The organism is Paenibacillus sp. UNC217MF (assembly GCF_000686865.1).
In the GTDB taxonomy this organism is placed as follows: domain Bacteria; phylum Bacillota; class Bacilli; order Paenibacillales; family Paenibacillaceae; genus Paenibacillus_B; species Paenibacillus_B suaedae.
On sequence record NZ_KK366027.1, the window covers coordinates 495,853 to 509,570 of the forward strand.

At 49.1% G+C, this 13,718-nt stretch carries 10 protein-coding genes; all 10 read right to left on the bottom strand.

The window, feature by feature from the left end; all coding sequences use genetic code 11:
* Positions 1 to 182: 182 nt before the first annotated feature.
* A complete protein-coding gene (locus tag BP95_RS34440; protein WP_028532930.1) occupies positions 183 to 410 on the bottom strand; it encodes an aminoglycoside phosphotransferase/kinase family protein in 228 nt (75 codons plus the stop codon).
* Between the two features lie 661 nt (positions 411 to 1,071).
* A complete protein-coding gene (locus BP95_RS32050; RefSeq protein WP_028532931.1) occupies positions 1,072 to 3,441 on the bottom strand; it encodes a DUF6519 domain-containing protein in 2,370 nt (789 codons plus the stop codon).
* 61 nt (positions 3,442 to 3,502) lie between these two features.
* Entirely contained in the window at positions 3,503 to 5,665 is a 2,163-nt protein-coding gene (locus BP95_RS0118280; RefSeq protein ID WP_028532932.1) for a hypothetical protein, read from the bottom strand.
* 18 nt (positions 5,666 to 5,683) lie between these two features.
* Positions 5,684 to 8,401, bottom strand: coding sequence for a putative baseplate assembly protein (locus BP95_RS0118285; RefSeq protein WP_028532933.1), 2,718 nt, complete (start codon positions 8,399 to 8,401; stop codon positions 5,684 to 5,686).
* A 32-nt stretch (positions 8,402 to 8,433) separates the two neighbouring features.
* Entirely contained in the window at positions 8,434 to 10,977 is a 2,544-nt protein-coding gene (locus BP95_RS0118290) for a putative baseplate assembly protein (RefSeq protein WP_028532934.1), read from the bottom strand.
* On the bottom strand, positions 10,974 to 11,339 hold the full coding sequence (locus tag BP95_RS0118295; protein ID WP_028532935.1) for a GPW/gp25 family protein: 366 nt from the start codon (positions 11,337 to 11,339) through the stop codon (positions 10,974 to 10,976). Before BP95_RS0118295 ends, BP95_RS0118290 begins: the two co-directional genes overlap by 4 nt.
* Positions 11,336 to 11,671 carry a PAAR-like protein gene (locus BP95_RS0118300; protein WP_028532936.1) on the bottom strand — a complete coding sequence of 112 codons (336 nt, stop codon included), beginning with the start codon at positions 11,669 to 11,671 and terminating at the stop codon, positions 11,336 to 11,338. The genes BP95_RS0118295 and BP95_RS0118300 overlap by 4 nt, the downstream gene beginning before the upstream one ends.
* Positions 11,672 to 11,716: 45 nt before the next feature.
* The gene (locus tag BP95_RS0118305; protein ID WP_028532937.1) at positions 11,717 to 12,235 is read right to left on the bottom strand and encodes a phage baseplate assembly protein V; all 519 of its coding nucleotides are present in this window, start codon (positions 12,233 to 12,235) and stop codon (positions 11,717 to 11,719) included.
* Positions 12,232 to 13,356 (bottom strand): hypothetical protein, encoded by a 1,125-nt coding sequence (locus BP95_RS0118310; RefSeq protein WP_028532938.1) that lies wholly within the window; start codon positions 13,354 to 13,356, stop codon positions 12,232 to 12,234. The genes BP95_RS0118305 and BP95_RS0118310 overlap by 4 nt, the downstream gene beginning before the upstream one ends.
* Positions 13,349 to 13,693 carry a LysM peptidoglycan-binding domain-containing protein gene (locus BP95_RS0118315; RefSeq protein ID WP_028532939.1) on the bottom strand — a complete coding sequence of 115 codons (345 nt, stop codon included), beginning with the start codon at positions 13,691 to 13,693 and terminating at the stop codon, positions 13,349 to 13,351. The genes BP95_RS0118310 and BP95_RS0118315 overlap by 8 nt, the downstream gene beginning before the upstream one ends.
* Positions 13,694 to 13,718 lie beyond the last annotated feature (25 nt).

A 13,718-nucleotide genomic window follows, 5' to 3' on the forward strand; every position in this document is an offset into this window, starting at 1 on the left:
CCGGCACATCGTATTATTGAGAAAAGCATAGATCGCTTTCTACACCTTGGCTCCGAACCGCTGTTCTGCATCACCTCGAACTAGTCGACGATATTTTCCATGTCACACACCTGAATAAATAAAGGTAACTGATCCAACATCGAATCTTCGATTTTAAGTCTACGATCTGTATCCCTCGAGGACTATTCAAAATAACCATCCCTAAACTTTTTACGTTTAGCGACATCTGGCTCAAATTGTACCCAGCCCACTCCGCTTATCCAGAGACCTGCCAGACTAAACATATACCAAGCGAAACATGAATTATCGAAATCATATACGGTTATTTGCCCGATATCAAAATCTATCAAATAATTCCCATCGTAATAATCAAAATGGATCTTACCGAAAATATGCAGGTTCCTGTCCAATTCTTCTGTAATGGCTCAAGGTGTAGTTTTCTAAAAGATGGATTGGAATGCAGTAAGGGGAGCTATGACATATAACATATAAAATCTCTATTCGAGATTTGTAGAAAGATAGAACTCTGACCATCGACTCTGGATTGGCGCATATGACAAAATGGAAAAAAGATTTCTCAGGCGGCGAAAGAAGTGAGAACATTAAGTAGTAATATTTCTCCTATGGATACAGTGGTAGTATGGGATACTTTCATGTTTCAATGATTTTTATTAGCAATTCATTACAGTCAAAATGTCAGATGAGAATTTCAACAGTATCACCCATTAGGTTGATAAGGTGGTGTTTTTTCAAAGGTTCTATATAAACGCAAAGGAGCAGCTGCCTCGGCAAACTGCTTCTTTTTCAATAGATCCCCTAGTCGTTAATTGCGCGAGAAGTTAATAAATCTCATCTCGCTTCCGTTCTGGATTTCATCAGACCCTTATCTTTCCAAGCGTTCCAGACACAAAATGTTGTCTAAGTTTAGGATCGATATTTCCGTATAGGAGACAGGCCCTTTTCAACAACCGTCTCCGTGTATCCTTCCCGGCTGATCATCCGTAGAAATTGATACTCGTCGGCCGGAAAATGTCTTGAGTCCGTTATGTATTAGTAGCTGTGCTAGTTCCATTATTGAATATAAAACCAGCTCTCGAAATCGCTCGCGCGCTCACCTGCACCTGAAGGAAAGTGCAGATCGATCGGAATTCGATAGGATGGTTCCGTTGTTTCCGATGGTTCAGATGGCGTCGGCGGATAGCCTGACATACTGAGAATCTTTACATCTATAGGCAAGTATGTTGGAACGCCGGGCATGCCGAACGTTTGTCCATCTAGGTAAGTTCGACGTCCTTGTTGACTATGCAAACGTTCGATATGATTTGAGCAATCATCAATCCGCCAGATAGCATGTCCTTTGAGGGTAACACGCACAAGCTTCGGATGGTCTGAAGACTCCTCCAAGGTTTTAATGAAATCATTATTCCTTGTCCCTAGCGGTTTTTGGAATCGCCATCGAATGATATAGTCCATGACCTCAATTTCACCAGGCAATGTATGAGTAATCTCGCCGTCTAACAAGGTGACGATTACTGTGATACCATTGAGCAGCGAGTTTCGATCTGGCTTTCCGTCAAAAACAATGTCCAATCCATAGAGTTGTTCTCTATGATGAATGTAATCATTTTTCCAGCTTGTTTCAAGAACATGAAGAGTTGAAGGTTGAGCAGCAGTCAGGGACGAAAAAATAGCCCGGCAATCCAGCACCTTAAAAATACCTGATTGTGGCTCTTTGGCAGAGCTAAGCATGCCAAGCAACCCCTGACTTAACTCCTTTTCGACAATGGACGTGTCAATCTGTGAGAGCAATTTGTAAGACAGGCCCATTGGAGAGGCATTCGCGCTCACTGGCGGGGATTCCAGCAATCTGCTCTGCTCGGTTTTCCGCCCATTGAGAGAACTTGGATCTTCATGAGGCAGTTGACGATCATTATCGCTCCAAACCAGCGCCAGGCGGGAATAGTGGTGTTTCATGCCCATAGGAGGTTGTGCAAGTGGTGTGCCATCTGAATTGCTTGGCCACTCGATTTGCCCGCTGGCGGTGCGCGCGGGAATTAGCCAGTAATCTCCCGTCTTATAATTCCCTCCAGAGAATCGGATCTGGATGCCATCCTCCAGTGCGATCCAATGGCCTAAAGTGACGTTCCCCGTTCCATCCCATCGCCTCATTTTGGGTTGTACTGAATAGTTATTATCAAGCGCTTTATCAAAAGCAACTTGAAGGCTCGCTGGGTTGATATCCATAATCGTTACCAGTTGTCCCGGCTTGCTAGATAGTTCCAAAGTGTCGTCGGTAATTTCCACTAGTTGCGACTTAGCAAAACCAAGCTCTGTATCCGTTCCCAGGCTTGCAACGGTTACTTCGGTGGCGCCTGCGGTGACAGGAGTAACGATGGAGGTTACAACCGAGCCGTTGTCGCGCGACCAAACAAAAGTGACTGTGTCCTGATCCGGATCCCCCCCTTGCAAAATTTCCACACGGTAAAGCTGATTCTCCAGCCGTTGGTAGCCGGAAGTTGGCGGCAGTTGGCAGGGATCACAGGTAGAAGTAGAGGGTTGAGTACGTGCATTGAGAAACCTCTCAGGTTCTACGATCATATTATTCCATTCAGGAAAATCTTGTTTGCACAGATTGGCTTCCAATGCCAAAAAGCTGCCCAAGAGCAGCAGAATCTGCTTCTCTATGTTATCCCGTATGCTATGTATAACATCTTTCGACTGTGCTGATTGAAGCGTTCGCAAACATCTAATGCATGCATTGATAGTTTGGGAATAAATCCCGATTATTTTTTCTAGTTGATCCGTATCTTTCCCAGTCCGAAATGCAAGTATTGCTGTTACGATACCAGTGAGCGTCTTGTTGAACTTATTTAAAGTCGGATTCTTTTTCATAAAATTGTTTAAGTCCGACTCAACTTTCTCTAAAGCGGTGATAAGAGAACAGAAATCGGGTTTGACCGACATGATTTTGACTTGCCAGACTGTCTTTAGCCTCGTCGTCGTATCTGGCCCATCGGCACCTAGCGCTTGCTCACGTATAGCGGGGTCATCCAAGGCGGTTAGGTGGCGTTGCCATGAGTCTAAGTAGACAATTCCCAACGACTGGTTGCTTAGGATTGCACTCGGATCAGTCGGGTTAGGAAAATCCGGCTGTTGCATATAATCGATCGTAGCTTCATTCTCACACAGAAGGCCGTCAACATAATAGCGACCGCCGCCAATCAGCAGCTTGTCATCATGGGCGCAGATAGCAAAGCCTGCCTCTTCTATGGGGGCTCCAGCGGTACCAATAACGTCAGAGTTTTCAGTCAATTCGTGATACTTGGCAATGGCTTGCTGCTCGTTCCAATCTGCATCAAGCTGGACGCGGCCCTGTTGCATCAGTACACCGCTATAGTGTTTGCGTCGATCAAATGTCTGCCTGCTAAAATCGCCTTTCATGATAGATCATCCCTTATGTATTGATTTTACTGATTTGATTTTCAAAGAGGCACCAGAAATGCTAGGTAATATAAATTAAACCTGCTTCCATGCCAAACTTGAGAAATTCATCGAGATGCGAGATCAGATTCGCTTCACGCTGTGGTTGAAAGACATCATGCAAAGCCCCCATCTCAGCCCCATCGTCCGCACCGGTTCGAATCTCCTCCGGAGTATGCCAGTTCAGCTGTGCGAAGGCTGGCTGTCCGTAAATCTCTTGCGTAAAACTTGGTTTGATCCGCGCGCGCACCGTATTGGCAATCTGATCCTGCGCGGTTCGGCTGAGAGCCGGATTCACCTTTAAGGCATCGGCTATTGCCTGCTGGACAGCTAGCTTGGGCTGACAACGATAACGACGCGGCGTTTTTGATCCAGCCGGTACATAACTAAATCGCACGCAGCCAGTTTGACGTCGAACGCTTGTAACCTGCTCCGTAAATAAGCAGTTCGAGGCAAGGACGATTTCCTGCACTGAAACCTTCCCGAAGACGGTGACACGTTCCAATATACTCGCAGGCCCTGGAACAGAACCCGCAGCGTCGCAAGCCAGCGCGATACCATGCTGCGGGCTTATATTATTAAGTGACGTACGCAATGGAGGCGCATTGATGATGCTGTCTTTGACGGTTAGTTGAACTCCATCCGCCGGCATACGCAGCGGGCCGGTAATGCAATGGTCGATCAGGATTGTTATAGGAAACTCCGGATCAGCTTGGACAATCAGGCTAGCCGCTCCAGGCTGTTGGGGCTCCCCCAGATTATCAAGCGTCAACCCTGGCACGAGTGTACAGTGACGCAATGTAAGTTTTTGTAATTTACCGCTCACATGCAATGTCCCACCGCTGATTAACAAGCCGTTGAGTATTACTTCTGTATTTTCATCGCCACTGATTCGCAGCGTATTATTTAACAGCAGAAGCGGGCGTTTCCCATCAGCGGCGCGCAGTTCGATCCGCTGGTTGGCTGCCGCGGTAATGGTTGGTGTCTCCTGATAGCGACCGCTATCCATAATTTGTACTGTTCCGCTCCCATTGAGTGTGGCAAGTGCATCTTGGATGGTGGAATTCGGTTGCGGAACCGATTGAAGCGCAATTGTTTGCAAGACAGGGTCAAACGTCGAAGTGCGTTCATATTCGCCTCCCCCCAGATCCATGCTAAATCCTGAATAGAAGGTAACGCGGACGCTGGCCGGCTTTCGGTCGGGCGGAAAGGCAAGCCGCCCCAATACCGGATCCAGTGCGATTTTCTCGCCAGCCGAAGGCATGTGCGCCCAGCCAATGATGTTGCCATGAGCATCCATTAGGTCGCTAAGATTACAAATGTTGAGAGCTTCTGAAGGAAGTTGACCCTCAGCCGGCAAGTCATTCCCATCGATTTGTAGAAAAATACTTCGATTCTTACCATAATAGGAGTCGTTCAGATAGTTATCTAACACGCGCCTGCTGATCGGCGCGGGCACGTTAAGCGGCCCTGCAAGCTCGGTAAACTCACCTTCAGTCATTGGATAAGTAAAAAGCTTCGTGTTGTTCCCTAGCGGACTAAACGTATAGCGCAATTCATCTCCCTGAAATACAGGCGCTGGCGAAGAAGTCAGCGGATAAGCACGAAGTCTCCACAAAAAAATGCCAATATTGGGAATGTTATAGCGACCTCGGCGGCTGGATACCCTGCGAACATCTGCGGTTCGGGGAATACGATCAAATGGCGTGTTTATCCACTCTAACGCTTCCCAATGACGTAGACTTGGGGCGGCAAAGTTCGTATGTCGCAAATGATGCATGGATTGCGACATTGCTAGGTGCTGGAAAAACTCGACGACATGGGCATCCCATCCCGTGATATCGCGCGCCAACTGCTCAAGCATGAGTGCAGTGCCCTTGCGCCGTCGGTAGGCCAACGTATTTGCGACAAATGCGCGGTGGCTGACCGTTCCCGGAATAGTCGCTTGCAAGCTGCGTACGCCGAACAAATCTCCCAAATATGGTATGACCCACTCTGTACAGGTCTCAATAAACTGATCATCGTAGAGTTGCGCTAGGTTCCCTTCTATTATGCCCACTTCTTCAGCAATTACTCCCAGAAGTTCCCTAAGGGGACCTCCTTTTATGCCGTCGCCCTGCTCGATATCGCGGATTCGATGGATTGCCGGGAGCAATTGAAACAATCGATCTACATTAAAACTCATTAGAATACATACACTCCTCTATTTTTTGACTATCATAGTGAGATCAAGCGGCCTGGGATCCAATGTAAGCAGTTCTGCAGCATCGACTCTATTAGCCGCTTCAGGCTGCGGCACTGAAGCGGCTAATATTTCATGTAATCCTCCAGCATCATGACTCATTGGATGGTTGCGATAGAGGGCCTTCATCTGCACTGCCGCTACTCCTGGCACATCCTGAATAACCGCGATAACTTCACTCAAAAAGACTGGTTGCCCGAAGGCACGCGTTGCAAATGAGAATTGATTCCGCAGCTTTGTCTCGATGTCTAGTCTCACATTATTCGGGAGATAATCCGAATTGATTGTCACCGCAGCGCTCAGAGTGAAATACCGTCTTCTATAAGATTGTACACGTAGCGGAACAAAAGGATCGCCAGCCTGTTGAATGGCTGTCAGCAGATTGGTAAAGAGCTGTTCGGAGGTGTTAATCTCCGTTCCCTGCACACCTGCTATGGTCAAAAATACCCCGCGCCGCTGACCGTCCCAGGTCCAAGTGGCCATCGCCTTGCCCACCCCGGCAAAGGCGCGCGCAAAATCTTCGTAATCACGCAGAGAGACGATACGGCCTAGCGTCAGAACAGGCAGGGGGGCGTTTTGCCGAGCATCGTCCAGCGTTTCTGGATCAGCAGCCCCGCTAGCGACCATGGGATTGGTCACTCCCTTTACACCCGCCGGCTGAGTTAATAGCAAACTCAACTGGCCTGGTTTGACCATGCCCGCCAGGCCGATGCCGGTGCGGTAGACCGCTCGTACATTCTGTTGCCCGCTAGATAACCTTGCTCCGGTAATGCCGTCACCGCACTTAATTGTAGTGGATCCATTTTTGTCTTGGTGCGTGATATAGATGTGCTCTTTTGGTCCATGACCATAAAGCGAGGGTACTTCGTGCCACAGGATATCATTCACATATACTTGCAGTGTGGACTTCGTTCCACTCGAACCAGTAGCGCTTATATACGTTAGCGGCAATTGGCGCAAAATAAAGTTCTGGTATATCTCCCTCCCATCACCGCTGCCCAATGTCTCCTCGTGTTTCTGGCCATGTGTGGCAGGCGCGACATTACCGTTGATAACTACACTATTACGAACATACGAATTTTGAAGGCCGCTTCCCGTCAAGGTGACGCGCGTAAAACCCTCATCCTCGGTGCGATACTCGATATTCAGAATCGTGACGTATTCACATGCTTGATTCCCTTTGTTCTGATCCAGCTCGCCACAGATCACCAGTCCCTGTCCGATGAAAAGCTCCTCTATCAGACCATCGATATCAATAACAGAACCTTTAAAGGGATCAAGAATGGGTAACCTTGCCAGCGTCAACTGCTCGCTTTGCGCGTAGACGGTAGTTGTACGAATGCCAAACGAGCTAAAATTCTCGCTATTATCCAGCGTCAATTTAGTCACTTTACCAGTCAGGCAAAAATCTGCTACGGATACATCCGTCGTTTCTTGAACCTGATGAATGCTCCAATCATTCTCATTACGCAGCACAACATAGCTCTCGGGTACAATCGATGGATACATCGTATCGAGATAAACCTCACTGCTCCTGCGAGTTCCACCCGGTTCAGGAATTGGATACTTATTAAGGTTAACTTCATCTACCCAGCTATTGTTACGATCATGATAGGGACCTTTCCTAAGATTCTCAGGGAGCGCCTCAAATTTTAATGCGTTATTGCCGAAAATCGCTGCCCGCGCACGAAAAGTTAACACACTGGGGGGAGGCGCTTGGCTCGCCTGAAAATTGGCGAAGATGGCCGGTATAGAAAAACCTTCGACGAGTGCGGTTGTGTTGAGCTCTACCGCACTGATTCCCTGTGCTGTGCGTGCCTGATCAAAATAATTACTGGTGACCCGAGCTTGTACCGGGGCCGCAGGGACGAGGATCGATAGCAGATTCTGACTCAAAAAATCAGCGACGGGATGAGAGCCGGCCACTCTCTTGATATCTACCTGTGTTCGTTTGAGATCGTATTGGACATTAACATAAGTAATCTGGCAAAACATAGGGATATTTTTGTGGTCTGGATCATCGTCTGGAACGATGAGCAAAACATCACCATTTTTGAGATTGTTCGCTGTGCCGGCAAAGTAGAATGTTGGGAACAGCCTACCATCTGGCATAAAAGGATGGCGCGTGGTCAGGCGAGGCGTCATAGTGTTCCAGGCGGCCCTTGCCGGGATTTGCATAACGGTCTCAAACGTCTGAGCTTGTTCGCCCGGATTAGGAACACTCTGTACCTGTGTTCCTACGGGAATGGTTGTCACATGAGGTGCACCCGGTGCGTTCTCAATGGTAAAGGCCAAATAGACGTTAGCAGCCACCCCGGGTCGAAGCTCGTACCCGATTCTGCGAGCCAGTTCAATCAGTGAAAACCGCTCGGTAGCAGTACGCAGATAGGATTCGTTGGCTATACGCTCCTGATAGAAAGCCAAGATATCGGCAATTATCGCCCAGGAATCCAGCAGAGCGATGGAAAAATCGTCATCGCTGCGCGTAGTCAAATTCGCCAGTTCAGGCCGCTGCGATTCAGAGAGTCGTGCCAGCATACTTTGCTTAAAGGTACTATGCTTGCCGACGCGATAGGCAATAGTCGCCAGACCCGGCGGATTATAAATCGCGACCGGCGTCTCCACATGCAGGCCCTCACAGCAACCACAGTCGCAGTCATTCGGATGACTTATTACCATTGGTACTATCCTCCTTTGAGAACGATTCATATTTAAAGCTTTTCTATATGCAGAATACCGCGTTCAGGAAAATTTCGATTATTGTCCAGGCGAGCCACTTCTAGTGCTCCGATTTTGAGCATCTCGGCACTGCTTGCATCTGTAGCAGGCTGCCCCCATCGCTGAAAGGTGGTAATCTCGACAAAAGAGACACCAGGTACGTCCTGTGCCGCAGCGAAGAGAGGGCTAAGATAGATATCTTGCCCGAACGTAAAGTTATCTGCGTGAAAAATGCCTCGCCTGCCATCGGGCAATAGTCGATTGCTAAAAACAGAAAGCAGCGCCTGCTTGACATCATTCCAGAAGTAGCCATCTTTTACGCAGACTTTCAATGTGATTTCCAGCGGAACGTATCGCGGCCCATTGATTTCGATGTCCTGACCCTCCATTCGATAGCGTTCCAAGAATTGCTGCATTTCCGAGATGAAAGCAGTATCGACCTCTCCCCCCCCAAAGCGGTCGATGCTTAGAAAAACAGTGCGCCAACTTCCCGTCCAGCGATACGTCGCAACCGCGCGCTGGACACCAGGATGTCGCTGAGCTATCTCAGCATAGTCTGCCAGAGTAACGGCCCGTTCCTGGGAATTGAAAGCAAATGGCGCACTCAAGCGTACATGCTCCATACTTTCAGGATCGATTCCACCCTGTGCGGGCAGCGGATTTGTCACCGCAATGATCGAAGGGTCGTTGGAGATAATTTGCGCAATGGTATCAGCTCCCACGTTGCCTGCCGTGCCATTGCCTATACGATAAGTAGCCACCCAACACGGCTTGCCCTGGTCGATGTCCGACCTAGGCCGCATACCATAGATATCATCGCCAAAACGGAGGGTGGCCAGGCCATTGTCTTCAACCTCCGCCAAAAAATGCTTGTCGAAAGTATGACTGGCTAGTAGGTCTCGTTGAACATTCCACGGAGCACCTGAGCTATCGGTGACACTTATCGCAGGCATAGCCAACCTGAGATCGCATTGCATTGCCGAGCTGGCGGGCGCCAGCGGGTCGAAAAATATAATCTGCTGGTGCCGACGCCCAGCCGAAAGCACGGTTTTCCCGATGCTGGTAATTCGTTTAACTCGGCACCTCTGAGTCAGAGGTCCGTACTGCAACTGAGGGCGAAAAAGCGGTGGAACTAGCTCAGGAACATCTGATTGGCTGGTCGAGCCGGATGGTTGCACACGCGCCATTTGCATTAGCGGGACATGTCCTAAAGATTGGGTAATTGTGCGCCCATGATCAGCTAGGAGAACATTGCCCAGCGCGACGCTGATGTCGTTAACGTATTTGTTCCCATGCGTCGTCTCTGTTCGAGCTGATAGACAGAGTGTAAATGGCAGCGCATCAGCTTCGGCCCAGGTAATCTCGGTGACATCGATCGGGTCACTACTTGAAGGAGTGAGAAAGAAGCCTCCAAGAGGATCGTGATTGGCTGTTACGCTGGTCAAACGTACAACGCAACGATGTGCGGGGTTTGCATCACCCTCAGTCCCAGTATTTGGCCCGAGCTTCTCCTGAAAAATTAACACATCTCCCACTCGTAGATTTGGTAGCTTGCCAAACAACGTCGCGCGTGTAGATCCCGCTGGTAAGCAGCATTCTCTATCGCCCCATGTATAGAAAGAAAGCACATTGTGGGCCGCGAAGAGTGGGGCGTCTTCCATAGTTTCGAAAACCTCGGCTCCCTCAGATAGCGCTTGCTTATATTCGCGTGAACCCATCTGAATTATCGGCTCTTTCGTTTGGCCGCTGCTCCGGGTGAGGAGTTGGGTATGAACCGGTAGGGTCAGGTCATTACTCACTTGAATTTGTACCCAGACTCGTGCGTTGCAACCATCATGCATTGGATAATCAACTAAGCGCGCGTGACGGCGCATGGAGATCCGCCGCCGCGCGGTTCCTGGATATGCTTCGTTGGCAATAGCATCTTGTTGATAGCTCAAATAATCTCCGACGTAAGAGAGCAATTCGACCAGCGTGATGCCCACGTCAGCGGGATGACTTTCCTGCCATTGCGGTACCAGCATCGCCAATCGATCCAGTATTACGCGGCGAAAACTGGCATAGTCTTTAGCCAGATAGTTGATGATTGGTTCTTGCTGAATTTCCGGCAGACACACCACTGACTGTTTACAGTCAAAATCGTTGGCACATTCAATTTTAAAGGAAAAATCAACGGATGAGAGTAAAGCGTCAAATCCAGCCGGTGGTTGGAGTTGGTCGGTGTCTTGCACTAAGGAAAGTGTGTAGGTAGAGAAATCCCCTGGCTCGGAGACTCTGATCTCCAGCATTGCATTATCGACTCCTGGCCTTACATCAGTCACGGTTATATGCTTGATCCGTTCGCCCCCGGAGATTAGAAAATTCTGAGTGCTTAACGTGATAGTGAGCGGATTGATAAAATGGAGATGTAACGTTCGCTGGCGCTGTGCAATGGGCATGTCCCGAGCATCCACAACTTCCAAAAAGTCTATGCCGTTGAATTCAGCGTGTTTGCTAACCACACCTCGCCTGCGCTGATTGCTGCAATAATATTTCATGCTCCACCTCTCTGCCTAAACTGTGCCACCTGCTGTCTCTGCGTCCTCCTCACTAGGTACTGAACCGTAATTTCAATTGTAGATTCTTGCGCATCGACCTGTACTGCCTGCACCTCTATAAGGTCGCCTAGCCACTGCTGTAAGGCTCCTTGAACTAAAAATTGCGTGGTCGCAGCTAGTTCAGTACTGTTGGGTGCAAAGATCATCTGCAGTACCCCGCAGCCAAACGTCGGACGATTCACGCGCTCACCAGGTGAAGTAAATAACACCTGCTCAATCAGATCCCGGAGATGATCATCGTCATCTGTATGTGCGGTTCTTCCCCGGCCATCAATGTGCAGTGGATAATCGAATTTTCTCATGTACCGCTCACTCTCGTCTGGGTTGAGATAATCGTTGGCGGCCCCTGCGGAATCTGCTCAGCACTCTGACAAATTCCCGAGCTGCTTTGAAGAATCGCTGGCTGGCCGTTAATAAAAACCCTTACGGCCGGAGTTAGCCAGCGCACTGTCACGCATGGTTGAGGCTTGCCAGGTGGTACGGTGAACGCGCAGCCAGCAACCTGTGAGATATCGCTCTGCACAACGACCGCCATACCATTCACCAGAACCTGTTTATTGCTCGAAAGAGTAGATACCTGACCCCCATGTGAACAAATTGCACTGGCGCCTACGTGAAAAAGAAATGCTGTCATAAACCTTACCTCCCGCTCTTTTAACTCTGCAGTTTCCTTTCACGTCTAAGTAATGGTCAGAGCGGTCCCATTAATAGATACCGTTGGGCCAATCATCGAAATGGTTGCACCCTTGCCGTTTGAAAGGACTATACCCTCGTCATTGATGATAATCATAGCCCCAGAATTGACCTTGAGAGTAATGCCCGGCCCTCCAGGCAGGTCGCTGATCACCATGAAATTTTGCCCGCTTGTCTGGAGCAAAATATTTGGCATTGTTGGTAAACCCGCAAGAGCCATAGGTGGCACCTCAGCCACTGAACCCCACCAGCTACCTGACCAAATAGGATAGTCCAGGTCTCCCTGTTCATATTCCACCCATACCCCCGAGCCAATTGGCGGTACAACGTGGAATCCCATCTGTGCACCGGCTACCGGAAGGCAAGGCATAGCCCATGTCGAAGGCATGACGTTAGTGGTTCCTATGACTTGTACCATTAGCCGCCCGCGCTGCTCGGGGTCTACATTGTTAATCACTGTACCACGATATTTGCCGTAAAATCTGGGAGTTGTATCCTTACTCATACTGGTATCCTCGATTGTAGAGAAATAAAAGCATTTCTGCTCAGCGAGAAATTTTGTTTATATTCACCCTGCTTAATGCTATGCGTCACGCTGGTTACATAATAGAGACCATCGTAGGTCGATCCTGTTCCACGAACACCGACCAGTTGGCGCGCTTTCAATACCTGCCCATATCGCAGAACATCCAAAGAGCCTGAGCCAGTGATGACATCAGTTGACTTCGCAACCTCTGCTAGCCCAATCGCTGCAGCCTGCAGCGGGGTGTATTTTGCTGCCTGTGGCATTCGTTGTACCCGTAGGGGCAGGGGAATTTTCTGACCCAACGGTGGATTGAGCGGTGTTACGTCCGGTATAGGTATCGGAATCGTTTGTTTTGTCTCAGGAATCTGTATTAGCAATTCATAGAGCACGCTGGAAAAGCCATCAAAAGTAAAACTCAGTGAATCAACATTGGTCTGCGCATCCATATTGATGCTCAAAGCCGGCTGTACCGCGCCAAACTTGATCTCCGGCCCCCAATAAGCGATATTCGTCCCCGGTTGCAAACCCGGTTCGACGTAGAAGACATAACCTACTTCGCCCGCGAGCCGGTTAATATATTGGAGATCAGTGCCTTGGTGCTGCGGAATTTGCTTGGTTGGAATAGGAACATTGACGAGAACGCTTGGAATGATTAACGGGACAATGCCCAAGACAGCATATTTGGCCAGGATCAGTGCAATGCGTGCTTCGTTGGGCATGGCAGGATAGGGAATCCCGCTAAAATCAACCAAGTCCATCATCCGGGACAAGTCTTCTCCTATGACAATCAAGGTGGATTTCCCCGGATCACTGCTTGGCGTAATGGTATGCCGGGTAATCACACCATCCATCACGACATGGGGTGTACCGTTTACCGTGACGGTCAGTATCACACGTGTCGGAGGATCAAAATAGCCGTTGGGCAATAGTGTCGTGTTCAGCAAAGAAAGCTTGCTCAGTCCAAAGGTCAGCTGGAACCCGCTGCGCTGCCCAGAGCTGACGGTAACTTCCGCGCTGAGCAGCGCGTCAACTACGGCCTTCGGCGCCGCCTGGGGTACGCCCATACCCATCATTAACGTGAGATAAAAGCCCTTAAGCATTTCTTGCCCCCGGTATGCCTTGAGGCAGGGTTATACGCAGCACTCTCCCTGCAACCTCGGTCAATTCATTAGGATCAAGAACATTATTGGCATCACAGATACGCCAGAATTGCTCTGGATCGTTCATATAATGAGCGGTGATCACATCTAACCGTTCTCCATCTTTAACTACATGCTCAGTAAGCAGATCAAATTGATCTGGCTGAGGTATAAAACGTCGGCGAAGGTACGTGATCTTAGTACCATTTGAAGCCTGATATGTATCCGTCTCGATCCCGTAATAGCGGCTGGTTGGCGGAAAGTATCCTGGATTGATTAACAACATTGGATTAATCATAAATGCCCCTTCTCCAGAAATTTCA